The sequence below is a fragment of the Clostridium sp. B9 genome (assembly GCF_050509515.1).
Classification (GTDB): domain Bacteria; phylum Bacillota; class Clostridia; order Clostridiales; family Clostridiaceae; genus Sarcina.
In genome coordinates this window covers 3,153,345-3,175,189 of the sequence record NZ_JBNWKA010000003.1, presented here as the reverse complement: position 1 = coordinate 3,175,189, position 21,845 = coordinate 3,153,345, and the positions used below count along the sequence as shown (strand labels likewise).

The window sequence follows — 21,845 nt, the reverse complement described above, 5'->3', positions numbered from 1 at the left end:
TCTTAACTTATTAAAAGTAAAGTTTAATAAGTCTCATTTTATCACAGATTAGAATAATTTTCTATGATATAAGACAAGTAAATCTCCTCATTTAAGTAAGGTGTTACATAAGAATTATTTTAGTTCTAAAAAGAATACATTTGAACATATATTACAATAGATTGCTAGGAAAAAAGGGGGAACAAAAAGTTATGAAGGAGAAAGAACTTTTTAGAGGACTAACGACTCAAGAAGCTGAAAAGCGAATAGAAAAGTTTGGACTAAATGAAATAACAGAGAAGAAAAAGGTGTCTGCAATAAAAATATTATTAGAGCAATTTAATGATTTTATAATATGGGTTTTAATTGGAGCTACTATTATATCAGGACTTATGGGAGATGTAGCAGATGCCGTTACTATTTTTGTTATTGTTATAATTAATGGATTTCTAGGGTTTATACAGGAGTTTAAGACTGAAAAATCATTAGATGCATTAAAATCCTTGGCAGCACCTACATGCAAGGTTTTAAGAGATGGAAATATAAAAGTTATTAATGCTAGTGAACTAACTGTAGGTGACGTAGTAATATTAGAGGCTGGAGATAGGGTGCCAGCCGATGGTGAATTTTTTGAGTGTACTAATCTTATGATTGATGAATCTTTATTAACTGGTGAATCAGTTGGAGTGAATAAAACAAGTAATTCAAAAGAAGCATCATTAACATATATGGGGACTAAAGTTTTAAAAGGTAAAGGTAGATTTAGAGTAACTGCCATAGGAATGAGTACTAAAATGGGTTCCATAGCAGATATGTTACAAGACATAGAAGAAGAAAAGTCACCTTTAAAAGAAAGATTAGATGGATTAGGAAAGATATTACTAGTTTTATGTTTAGGTATATGTGCACTAGTTACTATACTTGGTATCATAAGAGGTAATGATTTAACTGAAATGTTCTTGTTAGGAGTAAGTTTAGCTGTAGCAGCTATACCAGAAGGACTAGCTGCTATTGTAACAGTTTCCTTAGCTTTAGGAGTTTCTAGAATGTTAAAGAGAAATGCTTTGGTTAAAAAGTTACCAGCAGTTGAGACTTTAGGATGTACTTCTGTAATATGTAGTGATAAAACAGGAACTTTAACTCAAAATAAAATGACTGTTAAGGAAATTTTTACTGAAGGCAAGCATTGTAGAGTAGGTGAAGATAGAATTCCCAATTCACCTATGCTCATGAAGGCTTTTGTTTACTGTAATGATTGTAACTATGATTTTTCTAAAAAGAAAATTGAGGAAGTCTTAAATGGAGATCCAACAGAAACAGCTTTAATAAAGGCGTATTTTGATGATATTAATGTATTGAAAAGTAAGATTGAGTCTATAAATAGAGTTTTTGATATACCTTTTGATTCAAGTAGGAAAATGATGTCTGTAATAACAAAGGAATCGGGACGAGAAGTTTGTTATGTAAAAGGTGCACCGGAAAAACTTATAAATAAATGTAGATACATTCATGAAGAGGGCAGAGTGAAAATATTAACTCCTCAGAAAAAACAGCAGATTTTAAATGTAGTCGAAAATATGAGTAATAGAGCATTAAGATGTATAGGGGGAGCCTATAAAATAGATAATTTAAGCAGAGATGAGTCCTTGGAAAGTGATTTAATATTCCTTGGAATAGCTGGTATAATTGATCCACCAAGACCAGAAGTTAAAGATTCAGTTATAAAGTGTAGATTAGCAGGAATAACTCCTGTGATGATAACTGGTGACCATAAAAATACAGCTTTTGCTATAGGTAAAGATTTAAATATAGCTAATTCTCAAGAGCAAGTCATAACTGGAGAGGAATTAGATAGATTAGATGATAGTCAACTAAAAAAGGCTGTAAATAAGCTTAGAATATTTGCAAGAGTTACACCAAACCACAAGCTAAGAATAGTTAAGGCATTTAAACAAAATGGAAATATAGTAGCTATGACAGGTGACGGAGTTAATGATGCACCTGCTATTAAAGAAGCTGATATAGGAGTAGCAATGGGTATATCAGGCACAGATGTTACCAAGGAAGCTTCATCTATGATATTAATGGACGATAACTTTGAAACTATTGTATCAGCAGTAGAAGAGGGAAGAATTATATATGACAATATAAGGAAATTTATAAGGTACTTATTATCTTGTAATCTAGGAGAAGTACTAACAATGTTCCTAGCAACAATATTTTATCTTCCAAACCCTATGTTACCTATACAAATTCTTTTTGTAAATTTAGCAACAGATGGACTTCCAGCTATAGCTTTAGGTGTAGATCCTGCAGATAAGGATATAATGAATCAACAACCTAGAAGTAAGAAAGAAGGAATATTTGCTAGAGGATTAACAGAAAAAATTTTAGTAAGAGGATGTCTAATAGGTATATGTACTTTGCTTTCGTTTATAGTTGGGGGATTGTATGGAATGGATTTAGATACGTGTAGAACTATAGCTTTATCAACTTTAGTTATGTCTCAGTTACTTCACGTTTTTGAGTGTAGATCAGAAAGACATTCTATATTTGAGATAAAATTACTTACTAATATGTATTTAGTTGGAGCAGTATGTGTATCAATAATTATGCTTTTAAGTATAATTTACATTCCTTTCTTTAGTAGTATATTCCATACAACTGTTCTAGGGCTAAATCACTGGTTAATAGTAATGTTTTTCTCAACAATAATATTCTTTATAAATAGTTTATATTTATTTATAAAAGTAAAAAAATAGATGTTAAAATTAATAAAATAGATTTAAATGAAAAAAAGCTGTATAAATATACAGCTTTTTATCTTTGTTTAAATTGTTGTTGTTGTCTAGCTTTCTTTAATTGTGAATGGTCTACAGGAACTAAGTCTTGCTTAGTAGTTAAGTTAAGTACATTATTAAGTGAAATATATTCTTTTTCGTTATCTTTATTTGACTTAAGTCCTTGAACTATAACGCTATTACCTTTTTTCACATTTATGAAAGTAGGCTTTTTAAACCAACGATTCTTTTTATATACGCATTTTATTATTTGTTTACTTCTTTCAGGTTTAACTATTAAAGTAACAACTAACTTGTGGAATATCCAAAGAATAGTTTTTTCTTCTATTTTTTCAGAAATTACGCTTCCTTGAAATTGAGCCATTCTATCGCCGTATTTTTCAAGATAAGAATCAGTGTAATATTTAGATAATTTTTCTTTGAAACCCATAATTATAACTCCTTTTAAGTTGACGAATTTACATTTATTATTACTATAAATACATATTATATGATAAACAGTATTATAACATAATATTAGCTATATTAAAATACTTTGATAGAATGGCTAAATTAAAGCATTTAAGAAATTTTTATAAATTGTATTTACTCATAGTTAAAGATGAAAAATAGGGTATAAATAAGAGAAAATTATGCAATGTAAATATTTAAATTATGGACTTATGTGAATATATATTCTATAATAAAAATATATGAAAATGTTATCTTAGGAGGAAATACAATGGATAAACAACAATTAGCAAGAATGATAGACCATACTTTATTAAAACCAGAAGCAACTAAAGCTGGCATAGAAAAGCTTTGCAAAGAAGCTTTAGAGTATAACTTTGCATCAGTTTGTGTAAACCCTACTAATGTTGAATTAGCAGCTGAACTTTTAAAAGGAAGTGAAGTTAAGGTTTGTACAGTAATAGGATTCCCTTTAGGAGCAAATACTTCAGAAGTAAAAGCATTTGAAACTAAAGATGCTATAGCTAAAGGTGCTACAGAAGTAGACATGGTTATAAACATAGGAAGATTAAAAGATAAAGATTATGAATATGTTAAGAACGATATTAAAGCTGTTGTTGATGCAGCTGATAAGAAAGCGCTTACAAAAGTTATCATAGAAACTTGTCTTTTAACTGATGAAGAGAAAGTTAAAGTTTGTGAATTAGCTAAAGAAGCTGGTACAGACTTTGTTAAAACATCAACTGGATTCTCAACAGGTGGTGCTACTCCAGAAGACATTAAATTAATGAGAGAAACTGTTGGACCAGAATTAGGAGTTAAGGCTTCAGGTGGAGTTAGATCAATTGAAGATGCAGAAGCTGTAATCAAGAATGGTGCTACTAGAATAGGAGCTTCAGCTTCAATAGCAATATGTGAAGGTAAAGTTTCAGATTCAAACTACTAAGAATTAGTTTTATATTAAGATATTAAAGGAACCCATAGAATAATTCTATGGGTTTTTTTGTCGAAGAAAAATATTTAAGAAAAAAGTGAAAATGATGGCTAAATTTCAACTTTGAGAATATTAATATAATAAAGTACTTATAAAGAGGAGGTTACTCTATTAAAGCTAATTGTTTAGTTTGATGAGTGAATTTTTATGAGAAGAGAGTTAACTCCACAAGAAGTAATTTATAATGAAGATTTTACAAGTAGAATAACTGGGAAAGAAAACTATAGAAGTGAGTATTCAGAAGTTTTTAAAAGAATTGATGAAGCATTAAGTATAAATAAAGAAGGATTTAATGTTTATTTAATTGATGAATTTTCTAAACAAAAGCTTAATGATTTAACTTCGCATATTGAAGAGAAAATGAAAGGTAGGGAAAAACCAAAGGATATTTGCTATGTTACTTTAGAGGATGCTAGAAGTCCTAAGGTTGTGTTTTTAGCTAATGGCGTAGGGGAAAAATTAGAAGAAACATTAGAGCATGTCAAAGCTTTCTATTATGATGAGATTTATGCTTTTTATAATTCTTCTGTAAATAAAGAAAAAGAAGATATTATAACTGATATACAAAAAAAGAGAAGTGATTATATAGGCGATTTAATAAAGAATGCAAAGCAAGAAGGTTTTGATTTAAAGGCTACTTCTTCTGGATTTGCATTTATTCCACTAGTTGATGGTGAAGCAATGACAGAAGAGGAATTTGATGACTTAGAAGAAGATAGTAAAGGTGATATTTCTGTAAAGGCTGGAAAGTTAAAAGAGGGAGCAGAAGGTGTTTTAGAGCAGTTAAAGAATATAGAAATAGATTCTATTGAAAGGCTTAAAGTTATATTAAGATCATATTTAGAAGATGCAACTTCTAATTTAAAAGAAAAAATTAAAGTTGATTTTAAAGAAGAGGAGGATGCTTACAATTATTTAATTGATGTTTGTGAAAGTTTGGAGAATGCTCTTATTGAGAATTATACAATAAACTTTGATGATGATGAAGAAAAAATAAATGAAATAATTGCAAGATATATTTGTAATATTATAAAAAATAGCAAGGGGCAAGAGGTTCCGAAAGTTATATTTGAAGAGGATCCAAGTATAAATAATCTTTTAGGAACTATAGAGTATGAAAATCATAATGGAGTTTATTCAACAGATGTTAAGTTGATAAAGTCTGGGTCATTACTAGAAGCTAATGAAGGATGTTTGATTGTTAGACTGAGCTCTCTTATGAATAATGCTAATAGCTATTACTACTTAAGAAGGGCGCTTTTAAATAGTAAAATAAATTATGATTTTAATAGAGGTTATTTAGAGTTGCTTTCTTTAAATGGATTAAATCCAGATCCAGTTCCTATTAATGTAAATGTTATTTTAATAGGAGATTTTGAGAGCTATGATATATTATATAATCATGATGAAGATTTTAAGAAGCTTTTTAGAATAAGAGCAGAATTTTCTAATGTAATAGAAATAGAGGAGAATAAGAGATCTTTATTGGAGGTTATAAATAAGATTATAGGAGAAAATAAACTTTTAAAAATTTCAGCATCTGGAGTAAATGCTTTAGGTAAGCATTTAGCTAGAAAAGCTGGTACTAGAAAGAAGATATTTTGGGATGTAGATGAAATAGAAAAAGTTTTATTACTATCAAATGAAGATAGCAGAATTAAAGGCAAAACTATAATAGATAGAGAAGATATTGAAGTTGCCATAAATCAAGATAATGAATTTGAAAAAGAATACTTAGAAATGTATAAAGAAAGAAAAATTCTTCTGGAAATTGAAGGTAGGATAGTAGGTAGTGTTAATGGTTTGTCCGTTATAGATTTAGGTTATATGAGTTTTGGAAAGCCTATGAGAATAACATGTACTTGTTTTAGAGGTAATGGTAAGATAATGGATGCTCAAAGAGAAAGTAATCTAAGTGGAAGCATACACAATAAATCTCTAAGCATATTGAGAGGTTTTTTAAATGGGTTTATAAATTCTTATGAAGTATTACCTGTAGATTTTCAATTAAGTTTTGAACAGTTGTATGGGAAAATTGAAGGTGATAGTGCATCTGTAGCTGAAATGGTAGCTATAATATCATCTTTAAGTAAAATTCCAGTTCATCAAAATATAGCTGTTACTGGTTCTGTTAATCAGTTCGGAGAAGTACAACCTATAGGTGGAGTGAATGAAAAAATTGAAGGGTTCTTTAATGTTTGTAAAGCTTTAGGAACTCATGTTGGTAAAGCCGTTTTAATACCAGAAAGCAATAAGGATGAATTAATTCTTAATAGTGAGATAGAAGAGGCTGTTGAAAAGGGAGAATTTAAGATATATCTAATGAAAGATATAAATGAAGCACTTATGACATTACTTCTTGATGATGAAATGATATTAGAAGATATTGCTACAAGAATTAGTGACGAAATAAGAAAATTTAAAGGGAAAAAATAAGATTTAAAGAGGACTAGTAGGTTTAATTCTGTTAGTCCTAATTTTTTTAGTAATGTTTGACAGAAATAAATAAAATATGTTAAAATATGGAAAAAGACTTAGGAGGTGAAGCTCTATAAGAGTGAATTTATGTGGTTAGATTTTGAAAGACGAGGAAATGCTTTAGTAGTAAGTTTAATCGGTGAGTTAGATCACCATAGTGCTGAGGAAGTTAGAGTTAAAATTGATGATAGAATTAGTCGTGAAAACATAAAAAAATTAATATTAGATTTTTCTGGAGTAACTTTTATGGATAGTTCTGGAATTGGTGTTATAATAGGAAGATATAAGAAAATAAATATGCGTTCTGGAGAGGTTAACATAATATCTGTAAATAGAAGCATAAAAAGAGTTTTCGAGTTATCTGGAATATTTAAGATTATAAAATATTACGAGAATTTGGATGAAGCTCTAAAAGTGGGTTAATGGAGGGTTGAATATGGATAATAAAATGAGATTAGAGTTTTTGGCTAAGTCTGAAAACGAAGGATTTGCTAGAGTAAGTGTATCAGCTTTTATTGCTCAATTAGATCCAACTATAGATGAATTAACTGACATAAAAACTGCTGTTTCTGAGGCAGTGACTAATTCTATAATTCATGGATATGAGAGTGATGAGAGCAAAGTTGTATCTATTGAAGCATATATTGATGGAAATGAAATATGTATAATTGTAGAAGATAGTGGATTAGGAATTGAAAATTTAGAAGAAGCAAGAGAACCTTTGTACACATCAAAACCAGAACTAGAGAGATCAGGTATGGGATTTACTGTTATGGAAACTTTTATGGATTCTTTAGAAGTTTATAGTGAAAAGGGCAAGGGTACAAAAATAATAATGAAGAAAAAAATGAATACATAGGCAGGTGAATAAGGTCTATGGATATAAGTAGTATTGAGAAGGATAATTTTAATTATGACAAAAATACTACCCTCATAGTTATGGCTAAAGAGGGTAATAAAGAGGCGATGAATAAGCTTATAGAGGTAAATACACCTTTGGTATCCTCTATTTGTAAAAGGTTCACTAATAGAGGATATGATTATGAGGATATATTCCAAATAGGTTCTATGGGGTTAGTTAAGGCAATAAACAATTTTGATTGTAGCTTTAATGTTAAATTTTCTACCTATGCAGTTCCTATGATTATAGGTGAAATAAAAAGGTTTTTAAGAGATGATGGTATTATAAAGGTTAGTAGAAGTACAAAAATTTTAGCTAAAAAGCTTCATTATAACAAAGAGGAGCTAATAAAAAAGTTAAATAGGGAGCCGACTATTGAAGAGTTAGCAGAGTATTCTAGTGTTAATAAGGAAGATGTTGTTGTTGCTTTAGAGTCTGCAAGTAGTATGCAATACTTATATGATACTATACATCATGATGAAGGTACTCCGGTACTCCTCATAGATAAGTTAAGCGAAAAGGGCGAAGATGATGATATGCTCAATAAAATAGCTTTAAAACAGGCTATAAGTTCCTTAGATACTAAAGGGCGACAAATAATTATGTTAAGATATTTTAAGGACAAGACTCAGATTCAAGTTGCTAAGATGCTTGGAATAAGCCAAGTACAAGTTTCAAGAATAGAGAAAAAAGTACTAAAACTTATGAGGGAAAAATTAGAAGAGGATTGATTATAAATGAAATATATTTAGGGCATTATTTTTTGTGAAATTTTTCATAGAAAATAATGCTTATTTTTTTGTATATATTAGGAATAAGGAACAATACTATAATTATAAAATCAAAAGAAAAGGATGGGTTAATATGGCTACTTACGAAAGTGACGAAAAGATAAAAAGTAAATTTGAAGAACTTGAGGAAGAAATAAGACCGAAACCTAAGGTTTTTAAAAATTGTGTTATGGCATTTATAGTTGGTGGGCTAATATGCGTCATAGGGCAATTTATAAGAAACACACTGCTTGCTAATGGGTTTCCAGAGGAACAAGTAGCTAGTATAACACCAATGACAATGGTGTTTTTAGGAGCACTTTTAACTGGACTTGGAATTTATGATAAGATAGCTTCTAAAGCTGGAGCAGGTACGATAGTTCCAATTACAGGCTTTTCTAATGCTATGGTTTCACCTGCTATAGAGTTTAAAAAAGAAGGATTTGTAATGGGTGTTGGAGCAAATATGTTTAAAATTGCAGGGCCTGTACTTGTTTATGGAACAGGAACTTCTGTCATTGTCGGAGTAATATATTATTTACTACTTAGATATGGGTTAGTGGGGTGATTTGTAGTGAGTGATGAATTAAAGAGAGTCGGTGGGCAGACTGTTGAATTAAAAAGCAAACCAAGAATAATAGCTACCTATAGTATTGTTGGTCCAAGAGAAGGTGATGGTCCACTGAAGGAGTATTTTGATAAGATTTTAGACGATGACTGTAATGGATGTGAAAGTTTTGAAAAGGCTGAGAGTAGCCTTATGATAACTGCAATTGAAGGAGTTATAAAGAAAAGTAAAGTTAAAGAGGAAGATGTAGATTACTTATTTGGTGGTGATTTATTAAATCAGCTAACATCAACAAATTTCGTAGCAAGAGAGTTTAAGATTCCATTCTTTGGAGTTTATGGAGCTTGTTCAACTATGGCAGAATCTTTAAGTTTGGCTTCAATGATAATGGATGGTAATTTTGCAGAGTATTCAATAGCGTCTACATCATCACATTTTAGTTCTGCTGAAAGACAGTTTAGATTTCCTTTAGAATATGGTTGTCAGAGAAAGGAACATTCTCAATGGACTGTAACGGGCTCTGGAGCTATGCTTTTAGGAAGAAAAGGAGATTTTCCCTATGTAACTCATGTAACAACAGGGATTGTTAAGGATTATGGAATAAAAGATGTAGATAATATGGGTGCCGCTATGGCGCCTGCTGCTGTTGACACAATATATAAACATTTTGTTGATACAAATAGAAAACCAGAAGATTATGATATTATAGCTACTGGTGATTTAGGTAAAGTAGGTAGAAAGCTAACAGAAAAATTACTAAAAGAGTATGGTTATGATGTTAGCAAGGTGTACATAGACTGTGGAGAAAAAATTTTTGATAATGAAAGGCAAAGAACATATTCTGGTGGAAGTGGATGTGGATGCTCAGCAGTTGTAAGTTGTGGATTTCTTTATAAAAAGCTTATGAAAAAAGAGGTTAAAAGGGTCTTGTTGGTTTCAACAGGAGCTTTATTGAGTTCAACTTCTTCATTACAAGGAGAAAGTATACCAGGTATAGCTCATGCTGTGGCTATTGAGTATATGTAAGGGAGGTTAGAAAAATGCAAAGTTATATAAATGCATTTGTAGTTGGAGGAATAATATGTGTTATTGGACAGCTATTGATAGATAAGACCAAGTTAACACCTGCAAAGATATTAGTCGCATTTGTTTCTCTTGGAACTATATTAGGTGCCTTGGGAATATATGAGAAATTAGTTCAGTTTGGTGGAGCAGGAGCAACAGTACCTTTGCCTGGATTTGGATATGCACTAGCTAAGGCTACAATAAAGGAAGTTAATGAACAAGGACTTTTAGGTGCTTTCACTGGAGGATTAAAGGGAGCTTCAGGAGGAATAACTGCAGCTATATTCTTTGGATACTTAATGGCTTTAATATTTAATCCTAAAACTAAATAAAGTGATTATGAAGATGTAAAAAGGTCAATAATTTTCTTGAAGGAGAGATTGGATGAAGAAGTTTGAGAAGATTATTATAAATAGACCTTTAGGACTAATTTTGGTTTTTACTGTATTAGGTATTTTAACATATTATTTTGGAAACTTTAATTTAATAGGTACAACTATAACAGTTGTACCTTTAATTTTAATAGCTTATTTTATATTAGATTTAGATAACTTTAATGTAGGCATAATATTTTTCCTTATAGGGATTTTAAGTACAACAATGTATTATGAGCCAAAAATTTCAACTACAGTTTTTTATGAGTTAAGGGTAGTTGAAGTACGTGAGGACTTTGCTTTAGGTAGATTAAATGGAAGACTTGTTCAAATAAGAAACCAAAGTAGAGAAGAATTTGAATATGGTGAAAAGATAAGTGGGATTGGTAAATTTAAAAGTGATATTAATTTAGAAAAAGGATATGTTGGACATGTATTTATAAAAGAGTTAATTCATAGAGAACAAGATTTTATATATAAGATAAAGAACATACCAAAAAAGTACTACGAAAGATTAAATAAATATTTTTCATCTTCAGAAAGTGCACTTTTAAATGCAGTTTTATGGGGAGATAAAGAAAATTTAACATATGGTCAAAGAGAATTTTTAGCAGATTTAGGAGTTATACATCTTATTTGTATTTCTGGATTTCATATAGCTTTATTGTTTTCAATAATATACAAAAAGCTCTCCTTTAAACTTGCGTTAATAGTTTGTTTTGTCTATGTCTTATTAGTAGGGGCATCACCTTCAGCATTAAGAGCATTATTTATGATAGGAGTATTGCGTTTTTCAAAAAGACTATTTAAGACTTATGATCCAATGAGTTCAATATCATTTGCTGCGGTAGTTTTAATGATTTTTAGGCCATATAATATTTTTAGTATGGGATTTTTATTGTCTTTTGGAGGGACTTTGGGGATATTGCTTTGCTATAAGCGATTTCTAGAAGGTTTTTACATATTACCACCTAAGATTAACGAATATTTTAGTCTAGGTTTATCAGCTCAAGTATTTATTTATCCAATTTTAGTTTTAGCATTTAATAAGTTTTCTATAAATTTTTTAATATCAACTTTTTTAGTAACACCAATAATAGTATTATTACTACAAATATTATTAATTTCTATATTTCTAGGGAGAAATTTAATTTGGATTACAATAATTCCTATGAAAATAATCTTTGTAGTATTTAGAGGGATTTTAGTTTTATTAGATAATATAGCATGGTTAACTCCATATTTATCACCGGTGTTTGCTGTAGCATATATGCTCATGCTTTTATGCATTTACATGAGTTTAAAAGGATTTACTAAATTTAAAATAGGAGTATATCTAATAATTCCATTATTAATTTTAGATATTCATATTCTAGGAACTAAGATTAGATTTGTTGAAGATAAGTGGAATAAAGGAATAGTTATAGAGAAGGGCTTTAATAAAATTGCTTTGGTGAACAATAATAGTGATTATTTTAGAAAGTATATTATGAGAAATGAGTTTGTAAATAAAGTTATATATTTGAACAAGGATATTGAGTTTGGAATAGGCGAAGATATCTCAATATCTATAGAGGAGAATTTTAATAGTATAACCTTAGTGTCATTAAAAAATGATTATGATATAATTGATTTGATTCAAAAGAAAAGTGCGTATATACTTTAACTTATGTAATAAGTAGCTGGGATTTGAAAGGTTGATATTTTAATGATAGATTTAGAAGTTTTATATGATAATTTAAAAAAAGGAAAAATTGAAAATAGCTATATACTAGTTGGGTTAGATGAACTTTTAATAAAAGAGGGAATAGAGAGTATTATTGACAGTGTTTTAGATGAGAGTTTTAAAGATTTAAACCTAATAAAATTAGATGGGAACAACCTTAATTTTGATGATTTTATGAATGCTTGTGAAACATTACCATTTATGAGTGACAAAAAGGTTGTATTGTTAAATAGAACAAATATATTTAGAGATAAGCAGGATAAAGAAAATGAAAAGTTGTATAAGCAATGTGTGGAATATTTTCAAAATACACCAGAACATTGCGTTTTAATTGCGTATATGACTTTGAAAGATAAGAGAGATAGAGTAAATAGATTAACTAAGCTTAAGAAGTTAGAAAAAAATTGTTGTGTAGTTTCTGTAGAAAAACTTAAAGGAGCTAAATTACAACAAAAAGTAGGAAGAATATTTCAAGAGTATAATAAAAGTATAGGAAAGATTGAATTGAAATATTTCTGTGATTCAGTAGAAAACAACTTTGATATTATTGAAAGAGAAGTTGATAAGATAGTTAACTATGTTGGAGATAGAGAGATAACTAGAAAAGACATAGAATTACTTTTACCTCCAAGATATGAGGATGATATTTTTGATCTAGTTGAATTAATTTCTATTAAAAGAGCTAAGCAAGCAATAGATTTAATGGATGAGCTTATAGGAAGAGGGCAAGATCCTATATTTATATTAAGTCAGATTAGAGAACAATTCCAAAAGTTACATAGGGTTAAAATAAGATTAGCAGAACGATATAAAGTGGAGCAAATTAAAAAAGACTTTTTAGAAGTTAGTAGAATTAATCTGCCAGACTTTGTTATTGAGAAGTTTATAAATCAGAGTAAGAAGTTTACTCCTCAGCAGTTAAATAGGTGTATTAATTTATGTTTATATACTGAAAAAAAATTAAAGAGTAATTCTAATTTAAACAAGAAAACAGAGTTAGAACTTATGATTGTAAGTACGGTAATATAAAAAATCCAGATTAGATAATTCTAATCTGGATTTTTTACTTGAAGAAAAACTTCTAATAAAAGAAAATGGTGTTAGAAATTCTAACACCCATATAATTAAGCCATAGCGTTTAACTTAGCAGCTAATCTTGATTTCTTTCTAGCAGCCATGTTCTTATGAACTACTCCTTTAGAAGCAGACATATCTAAAGCTCTAGCAGCTGCAACGTATAAAGTTGTAGCTTCTGCTTTGTTGTTAGCTCCAACAGCTTCTTCAAACTTCTTTATAGCAGTTTTAAGAGCTGACTTAATCATCTTATTTCTTAAAGTTTTCTTTTCAGTAACTTTTATTCTTTTCTTTGCTGATTTAATATTTGCCATTCTAGTTCACCCCCTTCAACTTTTATAGCGTATCTGCAGTTTTGGGGAATCTGCGTACGAGTTCATTATTAACAAAGGTAATTATAACATCATAAATATATAAGTTCAAGTCTTTTTTCATGTTTATCGACATAATTATTATTTTTAAGGAAATTATATATAATATATTAATTTAAATTAAAAAGAGGTGGAAAAATGTACAATGTAAGAACTGATTTAGCTGTTGAAAGTAGAGAAATGTACAAAAGTAGATACAATAGAGATATAGATGGAGTGGTATTTGAGGAGAAAGTTGTAGATGAAGGAATTAAGGTGACTAATGTAGACATAACCAACATGGAAGGCGCAAAAGCCATGGGAAAACCAGTTGGAAGATATGTGACAATAGATATTCCAGAATACACTCATTATGATGGTGGACTTATGGATGAAGTATCCCATGTTGTAGCAGCATCATTAGAAGAATTAATTAAGTCAAATGAAGAAAAAACAGCTTTAGTTGTTGGACTTGGAAACTGGAATGTAACGCCAGATGCAATAGGACCAAAGGTTGTGGGAAAATTAATGGTAACAAGACATCTTAAAAAAGTTATGCCAGATGCCATAGATGATTCTGTTAGACCAGTTTGTGCTATTGCACCAGGCGTATTGGGGATTACAGGGATTGAGACTGGAGAAATAATAAAATCTTTAGTTGATAAAATAAAGCCGGATTTAGTGGTTTGTATTGATGCATTGGCCTCAAGAAGGTTAGAAAGGGTAGCAAGAACAATACAGATAAGTAATACAGGAATTTCACCAGGGGCAGGAGTTGGAAACCATAGAATGCAAATAAATGAAGAGACCTTAGGGATACCAGTTTTAGCATTAGGAGTGCCAACAGTGGTGGATGCAGCTACTATAGCAAATGATGCTATGGATTTAGTTTTAGATGAAATGATAAAACAATCTGAAGAAGGAAAAGAGTTTTATAACATACTAAATAACATTGATAAAAATGAAAAAGGGGTTATGATAAAAAGTCTTTTAAATCCTTATGTAGGAGATTTAATGGTAACTCCAAAAGAGATTGATGATGTAATAGAATCTGTTTCAAAAATAATAGCTAATGGAATAAATATAGCACTTCAACCTAATATGGTTCTAGAAGATATAAATAAGTTTTTAAATTAGCTTTAGTTTACAAAGAATAAAATTATTAAAAATAAATTTAGAGTAACATAATATTTATTCCCTACTCATATAAATGAAAATATGAGGGAGGGGATGATGTGAGAGGTATTAATAAAAGAGAGATACCCATAGGAATGCTTGTTCTTTTAGTTTTGTTAATTATGTTTATGTTTAGATTCATGCAGATTGCAGCTAGCAAAGATGTAAGAGAGAACTTGTCATATATACAGCTTTTAAATGCAGGTATGCCTGTGGCAAAGGGAAGTTACTATGATGAGGATGCTTATGTAGAAAGTAATATAACTTTGCAAAGTTTAGCTCTTGAGACTTTAAACATAAAACCTTTAGATCCTATAGAGTTAGTTATGAAGGAAATACCTTATTTTGGAGTGGCAAATGAGATTGCTTCAATTGATAGCAATTTAGGGTATGTTTCAGCAGAAGATGTGGATTCCTTTAATTTAAATAGGGAAAGCATAGATGAGCTTTCAGAAGAAGAAAAAAATGAAGTGGCAGAATCTAAGGTTAGTAAAGATAAGAATGTTTATGATTCAAACTTAAAAAGGGAGTTAAATCAGTCTAAGCCAGAGGTGCTTATTTATCATACACATAACTCAGAAGGATATAATGAGGAGAGAACATCAAGTAATGAAGCTCATAATGTTGTTGGAATTGGTAGCCTAGTGACTAAGGAGTTACAAGAAAACTATGGTATATCAGTTATACACGATAAGACAATTCACTCAGCGTCTTATGAGCAATCGTATAATAAATCAAGAGAAACAGTTAAAAAATACACTGATGAGTATGATGATTTTAAAATGGTAATAGATATTCATAGAGATTCAGTTGGAGAGCATAATAAAAAGAATCTTACTGCCAATATAAATGGAGAAAATGTTGCTAAAATTATGTTTGTAACAACTAGGAATAATCAATATTTTAATGATGCAGAAGCATTAGCCTACAGATTTATTGATAAAGCCAATGAGCTTTTTCCTGAGATTTTAAGAAGACAGGAAACCTATAAGTATAATAGGGGACAAAATGCGTTCAACCAAGATTTTAATAAGAATTCAATGCTTATAGAGGTTGGGGCAGAAGTAAATACATCAGCAGAGGCACAAGCTTCAGCTAAGTATATTGCTAGGCTAATAGCAGAAGAAATTAATAGAGAAGATGAATAAAATCAAAGCTTTTTGAACATCCTTATAGATATTAATCTATGGGGGTGTTTTGTTTTGAAAAAAATTATAAGTTTAATAATACCAAGCATAATATTTATAGCAATAATTTCATGGGGCGTAATGGGAGTGAATATAGAGAATACAGAGGCTTTTAATAACAAGGAATATGAAGTAAGTGAACAGATTGATTATGATAAAATAAAAGAAGAGACTGGAATGGACTTAACTGTATTTAGTGAAGATAATACTCCTATAAAAATATATGAAAATAAAGATGAGTTTTATTTGGTATTTAAAGAACATATTTTGAATCTAAATAAGGGTATAATAGGAAGTGTATTAGTAGGTACTTTCAATATTATGAATAACATAATAGATAATATTAATGAATTCATAGGAAACAATATAATAATGTAAAGCAAGTATATTGACAGTTTCCTGTGACATTGTGATATAATGTAACTTGACTTATTCTACAATGTGGGGGTGAAAACTGTTCAAGAACATAAAAAGTTTGGAGAGCAGGTTTAGATATGGATAAAAAGAAGTATATAAGAAACTTTTCAATCGTAGCACACATAGATCACGGTAAATCAACATTAGCAGATAGACTTTTAGAGAAAACTGGGACATTAACTCAAAGAGAAATGGAACAGCAGGTTTTAGATACTATGGAGCTAGAAAAAGAAAGAGGAATAACAATAAAGTCTCAAGCAGCAAGACTTATCTATAAGAGAGAGAACGGCGAAGAATATATATTAAATCTTATAGATACACCAGGTCACGTAGACTTTACATATGAGGTTTCAAGAAGCTTAGCAGCTTGTGAGGGAGCTATACTTGTTGTAGATGCTACTCAAGGAATACAAGCTCAAACTTTAGCTAACTGTTACTTAGCTTTAGACAACGATCTAGAAATAGTTCCTGTTATAAACAAGGTAGACTTAGCAAGTGCAAGACCTGACGAGATAAAACAAGAAATAGAAGATGTTATAGGAATAGAAGCAGAAAATGCTCCTCTAGTATCAGCTAAAACTGGATTAAACATAGAAGATGTTTTAGAAGAAATAGTAGAGAAAGTTCCAGCGCCATCAGGAGATGAAAATGCTCCACTTAAGGCTTTAATCTTCGACTCATACTATGATAGTTACAAAGGTGTTGTATGTCACGTTAGAGTTATGGATGGAGAAGTTAAGCCAGGTACAAAAATAAAATTAATGTCAACAGGAAAAGTTTACGAAGTAGTTGAAACAGGAGTATTTACACCAGCTTTAATGCCTTTAAAAGAAGGATTAAGCGCAGGTGAAGTTGGATACATCACAGCTTCAATCAAAAACGTAAGAGATGCCAGAGTTGGTGATACTGTAACTGAGGCAGCTAGACCTACAGAAGAAGCATTACCAGGATATAAGCCAGCTATACCAATGGTTTACTCAGGTATATACCCAGTTGACGGAGCAAAATACGAAGAATTAAAAGAAGCTTTAGAAAAACTTCAAATAAATGACGCTGCATTATCATTCGAGCCAGAAACTTCAGTAGCTTTAGGATTCGGATTTAGATGTGGATTCTTAGGATTATTACATATGGAAATAATTCAAGAAAGAGTTGAAAGAGAATTCAACTTAGATATAATTACAACTGCACCATCAGTTATATATAAAGTTACTAAAACTAACGGGGAGTCATTTGATTTAACAAACCCAACAAACCTTCCTCCAATGACAGAGATTGATTATATGGAAGAACCAGTTGTTAAGGCATCTATAATAACTCCAACTGATTACACTGGAGCTGTAATGGAATTATGTCAAGACAGAAGAGGTAAATTCATAGATATGCAATATCTAGAGGAAACAAGAGTTGTTATTCACTATGATATTCCACTAAATGAAATAGTTTATGATTTCTTCGATACACTTAAGTCAAAAACTAGAGGGTATGCTTCACTAGATTATGAACTAAAAGGATATGAGAAATCAAATCTTGTTAAGTTAGATATCTTATTAAATGGAGATAATGTAGATGCTTTATCTATGATAGTTCCAGAAGTTAAGGCTTACCAAAGAGGAAGAGGTATAGCTGAAAAACTTAAAGAAATTATACCAAGACACATGTTTGAAATTCCAATTCAAGCGGCTGTAGGTTCAAAAATAATAGCTAGAGAAACAGTTAAAGCTATGAGAAAAGACGTATTAGCTAAATGTTATGGTGGAGATATTTCAAGAAAGAAAAAACTTCTAGAGAAACAAAAAGAAGGTAAGAAGAGAATGAGACAATTAGGAACAGTTGAAGTTCCTCAAGAGGCATTCATGTCAGTATTAAAAGTTGACTAATTCTTTATTATTAAGCAGCTAGGCAATATAAGCCTAGCTGCTTTAATTTTAGCTTTAAATAAAAACTGAAATTAAATTTTGAATTTAGTCATTAAAAAGAACCTAACTCAATATATTTAAAGTAAATAATAAAACTTATGTTGAGAAGGGGAGTTTAGTATATGTTAGAAGCAAAGCTTAGAGATGTTAAAGTTAAATGTAGAAAGTTTAGGAATTCTGGATATGCAACTGGAGTTATAAACAGAAAAAATGGAGATAATGTTTGTATTAGCTTAAAAATTTCTGATTTAGATAAGTTTTTAGTTGATAATGGAGACCATAGCAATCTTGATGTAAAGCTAGGTGAAGAATTAATAAATACTTCAATAATAGAAGTTCAAAGAGATTTATTAGTTCATAATGCTATAAACATAAATTTAAGAGAACTATAAAAAATAAGAGTCATGGGTTTATTCACTCATGACTTTTTTTAGTGTACTATAGAAAAAAGAGTTTGTTTAAATACAGGAGGATAGATATGAAAAAATTATCTTTATATATACATATACCATTTTGTGCTCAGAAGTGTTTTTATTGTGATTTCCCTTCTTTTGCAAGAATGGATCATTTAAGAAAAGACTATATAGAGGCTTTATGTAAAGAAATTAAAGTGTTTAGAGAAAAATATGGAGACAGAGAAATAGAAACCATATTTATTGGTGGAGGAACACCAAGTGTACTTGATGCTAATGAATTAGAAATGTTATTAAAAGAAGTTGAAAAGCTAAATATATCTGATGATGTTGAGTTTTCTATGGAATGTAATCCAGGAAATTTAACAAAGGAAAAGTTAAGGGTAATGAAAGAACATGGAGTTAATAGAATTAGTATGGGACTTCAAGCTAAACAAAATAATTTGTTAAAAGGATTAGGAAGAATTCATGATTATGAGACTTTCAAAGAAAATTATCTTTTAGCAAAAGAAAGTGGATTTACTAATATAAATATTGATTTAATGTTTGGACTCCCAGATCAAAAGGTAAGTGATTGGGAAGACACTTTAAGAGAAATTATATCCTTAGAGCCAGCTCACATATCAGCATATAGTTTGATAATTGAAGAAGGGACAGCATTTTATAAGTTATATGATGATGATAAGTTAGATTTACCTAATGAAGAAGATGAAAGAAAAATGTATCATTTAGCTAAAGAAATTTTAGAGGAAAATGGGTTTAAACAATATGAAATTTCAAATTACGCTAAGAAGGGATTAGAATGTAGACATAATTTAGCCTACTGGAATATGGATGAGTGGATTGGACTAGGTTCAGCAGCAGCTTCATATATAAATGGAAAGAGAGTAAAGAATTATAGCAAGGTATCAGAATACATAGATGCAATAAATAATAATAAGGAAGCAATAGAAGAAATAATAGATAATTCTAAAAATGATAATATGGAAGAGTTTATGTTTATGGGGTTGAGAAAATTAGAGGGAATAAGTGAAAAGGAATTTGAGGAGAGATTTCATATGAATATAAATAAGGTCTATGGTGAAATACTAAATAAGTATGAAAATGAAAATTTATTAGTTAGAGAAAATGGAATGATATATCTTACTGAAAAAGGAATAGAAGTTTCTAATATAATAATGGCTGATTTTTTACTTTAGGCTCTATTTTAAAAAAAGTCTAACAATAGGATATAAGAAAAAAATAAGCATGGTTTAATGTGAAATTATTATGTTAACTTAGGAAATATTTTTAAAATGGTTTATATATAAAATGGTAGAAATTAAAAGTAAATCAAAGAAAAACAAGGATAATTTCAATTAAATCATTATTTTTAGAATAAAATGAAAAAATATGGAATTGACAAAAAACTTCATAAATAATATATTAATAGTGTACTAGTTAGCACTCGTTAATAGTGAGTGCTAATAAAGAGGTGAGATTAGTGATAGATGATAGAAAGCTTCAAATATTGAGAGCTATAATTCAAGACTATATATCTACTGGAGAGCCGGTTGGTTCGAGAACTATCGCTAAAAAGTATAATCTTGGAGTAAGTTCAGCTACAATCAGAAATGAAATGGCTGACTTAGAAGATATGGGATTTCTAGAGCAGCCTCATACTTCGGCAGGAAGAATTCCATCAAGCAGAGGATATAGATTATATGTTGATAGAATGGTTGAATTCGAAAGATTATCTTCTGAAGAGGAATTACTTATAAGGAACTCAATAATAAATGGGACCTTGTACGAAGTGGATAAGATAATCAAACATACTAGTGCTCTTCTATCGGAACTTACAAAAATGACTTGTATAGTTAAGGCTCCATCAGTACATAAGAGTTTTGTAAAATCAGTTCAACTTTTAAAAGTTGATGATGAAAGTATCTTATGTGTTCTAGTAACAGATAATGGAGTTATTAAAAATACAGTTATAAAAGTTAAGAGAGTTCCTTTATCTGAAGAACTTATTAAAATTAGTAAGATAATAACTGAAAGGCTTAAAAACCTTACTATTGAGCAAATAAATCTAGAGGTAATAAGTAATCTCAATAAAGCTTTAGAAGGATATGAAGATATTATAACTGCAGTTCTTACAACTCTTTATGAGAGCTTAAAAGATGATGTTAGTTCAGAGGTATTCTTAGAGGGTGCCGTTAATATATTTAATTATCCTGAATATAATAATATTCATAAAGCCAAGGAGATTTTGGAACTTTTACATGATAAGAAATGTATTTCAGAGCTTATAAGTGATAGTGATGATATGACAATAAAAATAGGTGATGAAATCTTTATGCCAGAGGCTAAGGAATGTTCAATAATATCAGCTGGATATCATGTAGGAGATAAATCATTAGGTACTATAGCTTTAATAGGTCCTAGAAGAATAAATTATTCTAAGGTTTTATCAATCATGACAGAAGTTATGAAAGAGTTAAATGAAACATTAAAGGATAAGTAAAGAAAAAAAGAGAAGAGGTGTAGCTGTTTTATGGAGGATAATAAAGAATTTAACGAAAAGTTAAAAGAAAATATCCAAAAAGATTTTGAGGAAGAAAATCCTACGATTGAAGATGAAGTAGAGGTAGTTTCAGAAGGAATCAAAGAGGATGAAATGGAAGACGAGATTCAAGAAGAAAAAGTATCAGAAGAAAACGTCATTGATTTTGAAGAATTAAAGGCTTTAAAGGAAGAAAATAATATGTTTAAGAGTAAAACTAAGAAATTAGAAAATGAATTAGAGGCCTTAAAAGATAGATTATTAAGAATTTCTGCAGAATATGAAAACTACAGAAAGAGAACAGATAAAGAAAAAGAAAGAATTTACACTGATGCTTGTGAAGATATTTTAATAAAGATGCTTCCAGTATTAGATAATCTTGAAAGAGCTTTAGCAGTAGATGGTTCAGTAGAAGATCTTAAGAAGGGTGTAGAAATGACGGTAAGACAATTTGAAGATGCTTTAGGTAAACTTCAAGTTGAAGAAATTGTTTCTGAAGGAGCTTTTGATCCAGAATTACACCAAGCAATGATGGTTGTAGACCAGGAAGGTTCAGAACCAAATCAAATCGCTCAAGTATTCCAAAAGGGATATAAGAGAGGAGATAAAGTTATCAGACATTCAATGGTAACTGTAACTAGATAATAAATTGCATTTAACA

Annotated in this window: 21 protein-coding genes; 19 read left to right on the top strand and 2 right to left on the bottom strand. The window is 29.8% G+C overall.

Going from position 1 to position 21,845, the window contains the following annotated elements:
- Window positions 1-191: 191 nt before the first annotated feature.
- Entirely contained in the window at window positions 192-2,741 is a 2,550-nt protein-coding gene (locus ACQZHJ_RS14095; protein WP_430486190.1) for a calcium-translocating P-type ATPase, PMCA-type, read from the top strand.
- Window positions 2,742-2,799: 58 nt separating this feature from the next.
- Here the strand turns inward: ACQZHJ_RS14095 and ACQZHJ_RS14090 are convergent, their stop codons facing one another.
- Window positions 2,800-3,210 carry a hypothetical protein gene (locus tag ACQZHJ_RS14090; RefSeq protein WP_430486188.1) on the bottom strand — a complete coding sequence of 137 codons (411 nt, stop codon included), beginning with the start codon at window positions 3,208-3,210 and terminating at the stop codon, window positions 2,800-2,802.
- Between the two features lie 291 nt (window positions 3,211-3,501).
- On the opposite strand from ACQZHJ_RS14090, the gene deoC reads away from it, so the two are divergent.
- From deoC to holA, 10 genes are all read left to right on the top strand, one after another.
- Window positions 3,502-4,176 (top strand): deoxyribose-phosphate aldolase, encoded by a 675-nt coding sequence (deoC, locus tag ACQZHJ_RS14085; protein ID WP_430486187.1) that lies wholly within the window; start codon window positions 3,502-3,504, stop codon window positions 4,174-4,176.
- A 195-nt stretch (window positions 4,177-4,371) separates the two neighbouring features.
- Complete coding sequence (locus tag ACQZHJ_RS14080; protein WP_430486186.1) at window positions 4,372-6,660, top strand: AAA family ATPase; 2,289 nt, start codon at window positions 4,372-4,374, stop codon at window positions 6,658-6,660.
- A 129-nt stretch (window positions 6,661-6,789) separates the two neighbouring features.
- Window positions 6,790-7,125 (top strand): anti-sigma F factor antagonist, encoded by a 336-nt coding sequence (spoIIAA, locus tag ACQZHJ_RS14075; protein WP_430486185.1) that lies wholly within the window; start codon window positions 6,790-6,792, stop codon window positions 7,123-7,125.
- 13 nt (window positions 7,126-7,138) lie between these two features.
- Entirely contained in the window at window positions 7,139-7,561 is a 423-nt protein-coding gene (gene spoIIAB / locus ACQZHJ_RS14070) for an anti-sigma F factor (RefSeq protein ID WP_430486184.1), read from the top strand.
- 17 nt (window positions 7,562-7,578) lie between these two features.
- Window positions 7,579-8,334: an RNA polymerase sporulation sigma factor SigF gene (sigF, locus tag ACQZHJ_RS14065; RefSeq protein ID WP_430486183.1), complete on the top strand. Its 756-nt coding sequence runs from the start codon at window positions 7,579-7,581 to the stop codon at window positions 8,332-8,334.
- 133 nt (window positions 8,335-8,467) lie between these two features.
- Window positions 8,468-8,941, top strand: a complete 474-nt coding sequence (gene spoVAC, locus ACQZHJ_RS14060; protein ID WP_430486182.1) for a stage V sporulation protein AC — start codon at window positions 8,468-8,470, stop codon at window positions 8,939-8,941.
- Window positions 8,942-8,947: 6 nt separating this feature from the next.
- Window positions 8,948-9,967 carry a stage V sporulation protein AD gene (gene spoVAD, locus ACQZHJ_RS14055; protein ID WP_430486181.1) on the top strand — a complete coding sequence of 340 codons (1,020 nt, stop codon included), beginning with the start codon at window positions 8,948-8,950 and terminating at the stop codon, window positions 9,965-9,967.
- 14 nt (window positions 9,968-9,981) lie between these two features.
- The gene (spoVAE, locus tag ACQZHJ_RS14050; protein ID WP_430486180.1) at window positions 9,982-10,338 is read left to right on the top strand and encodes a stage V sporulation protein AE; all 357 of its coding nucleotides are present in this window, start codon (window positions 9,982-9,984) and stop codon (window positions 10,336-10,338) included.
- 52 nt (window positions 10,339-10,390) lie between these two features.
- Window positions 10,391-12,046: a ComEC/Rec2 family competence protein gene (locus tag ACQZHJ_RS14045; RefSeq protein WP_430486179.1), complete on the top strand. Its 1,656-nt coding sequence runs from the start codon at window positions 10,391-10,393 to the stop codon at window positions 12,044-12,046.
- Between the two features lie 42 nt (window positions 12,047-12,088).
- On the top strand, window positions 12,089-13,135 hold the full coding sequence (holA, locus tag ACQZHJ_RS14040; protein WP_430486178.1) for a DNA polymerase III subunit delta: 1,047 nt from the start codon (window positions 12,089-12,091) through the stop codon (window positions 13,133-13,135).
- A gap of 95 nt (window positions 13,136-13,230) precedes the next feature.
- Here holA and rpsT read toward each other — a convergent pair whose 3' ends face one another.
- Window positions 13,231-13,494: a 30S ribosomal protein S20 gene (gene rpsT, locus ACQZHJ_RS14035; protein WP_430486177.1), complete on the bottom strand. Its 264-nt coding sequence runs from the start codon at window positions 13,492-13,494 to the stop codon at window positions 13,231-13,233.
- 195 nt (window positions 13,495-13,689) lie between these two features.
- Here rpsT and gpr point away from each other — a divergent pair, with 195 nt between their 5' ends.
- From gpr to grpE, 8 genes are all read left to right on the top strand, one after another.
- Window positions 13,690-14,667, top strand: coding sequence for a GPR endopeptidase (gene gpr / locus ACQZHJ_RS14030; RefSeq protein ID WP_430486176.1), 978 nt, complete (start codon window positions 13,690-13,692; stop codon window positions 14,665-14,667).
- A 98-nt stretch (window positions 14,668-14,765) separates the two neighbouring features.
- A complete protein-coding gene (locus ACQZHJ_RS14025) occupies window positions 14,766-15,854 on the top strand; it encodes a stage II sporulation protein P (RefSeq protein WP_430486175.1) in 1,089 nt (362 codons plus the stop codon).
- 54 nt (window positions 15,855-15,908) lie between these two features.
- Entirely contained in the window at window positions 15,909-16,271 is a 363-nt protein-coding gene (locus ACQZHJ_RS14020; protein WP_430486174.1) for a hypothetical protein, read from the top strand.
- Window positions 16,272-16,387: 116 nt separating this feature from the next.
- A complete protein-coding gene (gene lepA / locus ACQZHJ_RS14015) occupies window positions 16,388-18,190 on the top strand; it encodes a translation elongation factor 4 (RefSeq protein ID WP_430486173.1) in 1,803 nt (600 codons plus the stop codon).
- Between the two features lie 161 nt (window positions 18,191-18,351).
- Window positions 18,352-18,621, top strand: coding sequence for a hypothetical protein (locus ACQZHJ_RS14010; RefSeq protein ID WP_430486171.1), 270 nt, complete (start codon window positions 18,352-18,354; stop codon window positions 18,619-18,621).
- Between the two features lie 86 nt (window positions 18,622-18,707).
- Entirely contained in the window at window positions 18,708-19,841 is a 1,134-nt protein-coding gene (hemW, locus tag ACQZHJ_RS14005; RefSeq protein ID WP_430486170.1) for a radical SAM family heme chaperone HemW, read from the top strand.
- Window positions 19,842-20,125: 284 nt separating this feature from the next.
- Window positions 20,126-21,145, top strand: a complete 1,020-nt coding sequence (gene hrcA / locus ACQZHJ_RS14000; RefSeq protein ID WP_430486169.1) for a heat-inducible transcriptional repressor HrcA — start codon at window positions 20,126-20,128, stop codon at window positions 21,143-21,145.
- A 30-nt stretch (window positions 21,146-21,175) separates the two neighbouring features.
- Window positions 21,176-21,829, top strand: coding sequence for a nucleotide exchange factor GrpE (gene grpE / locus ACQZHJ_RS13995; protein WP_430486168.1), 654 nt, complete (start codon window positions 21,176-21,178; stop codon window positions 21,827-21,829).
- The last annotated feature ends 16 nt before the right edge of the window (window positions 21,830-21,845 follow it).

What these genes read in the sequence shown, in the direction of transcription:
- ACQZHJ_RS14095 (WP_430486190.1), top strand. Translation starts at nt 192, where the DNA reads ATGAAGGAGAAAGAACTTTTTAGAGGACTAACGACTCAAGAAGCTGAA.
- ACQZHJ_RS14090 (WP_430486188.1), bottom strand. Translation starts at nt 3,210, where the DNA reads ATGGGTTTCAAAGAAAAATTATCTAAATATTACACTGATTCTTATCTT.
- deoC (WP_430486187.1), top strand. Translation starts at nt 3,502, where the DNA reads ATGGATAAACAACAATTAGCAAGAATGATAGACCATACTTTATTAAAA.
- ACQZHJ_RS14080 (WP_430486186.1), top strand. Translation starts at nt 4,372, where the DNA reads ATGAGAAGAGAGTTAACTCCACAAGAAGTAATTTATAATGAAGATTTT.
- spoIIAA (WP_430486185.1), top strand. Translation starts at nt 6,790, where the DNA reads ATGTGGTTAGATTTTGAAAGACGAGGAAATGCTTTAGTAGTAAGTTTA.
- spoIIAB (WP_430486184.1), top strand. Translation starts at nt 7,139, where the DNA reads ATGGATAATAAAATGAGATTAGAGTTTTTGGCTAAGTCTGAAAACGAA.
- sigF (WP_430486183.1), top strand. Translation starts at nt 7,579, where the DNA reads ATGGATATAAGTAGTATTGAGAAGGATAATTTTAATTATGACAAAAAT.
- spoVAC (WP_430486182.1), top strand. Translation starts at nt 8,468, where the DNA reads ATGGCTACTTACGAAAGTGACGAAAAGATAAAAAGTAAATTTGAAGAA.
- spoVAE (WP_430486180.1), top strand. Translation starts at nt 9,982, where the DNA reads ATGCAAAGTTATATAAATGCATTTGTAGTTGGAGGAATAATATGTGTT.
- ACQZHJ_RS14045 (WP_430486179.1), top strand. Translation starts at nt 10,391, where the DNA reads ATGAAGAAGTTTGAGAAGATTATTATAAATAGACCTTTAGGACTAATT.
- holA (WP_430486178.1), top strand. Translation starts at nt 12,089, where the DNA reads ATGATAGATTTAGAAGTTTTATATGATAATTTAAAAAAAGGAAAAATT.
- rpsT (WP_430486177.1), bottom strand. Translation starts at nt 13,494, where the DNA reads ATGGCAAATATTAAATCAGCAAAGAAAAGAATAAAAGTTACTGAAAAG.
- gpr (WP_430486176.1), top strand. Translation starts at nt 13,690, where the DNA reads ATGTACAATGTAAGAACTGATTTAGCTGTTGAAAGTAGAGAAATGTAC.
- lepA (WP_430486173.1), top strand. Translation starts at nt 16,388, where the DNA reads ATGGATAAAAAGAAGTATATAAGAAACTTTTCAATCGTAGCACACATA.
- ACQZHJ_RS14010 (WP_430486171.1), top strand. Translation starts at nt 18,352, where the DNA reads ATGTTAGAAGCAAAGCTTAGAGATGTTAAAGTTAAATGTAGAAAGTTT.
- hemW (WP_430486170.1), top strand. Translation starts at nt 18,708, where the DNA reads ATGAAAAAATTATCTTTATATATACATATACCATTTTGTGCTCAGAAG.
- grpE (WP_430486168.1), top strand. Translation starts at nt 21,176, where the DNA reads ATGGAGGATAATAAAGAATTTAACGAAAAGTTAAAAGAAAATATCCAA.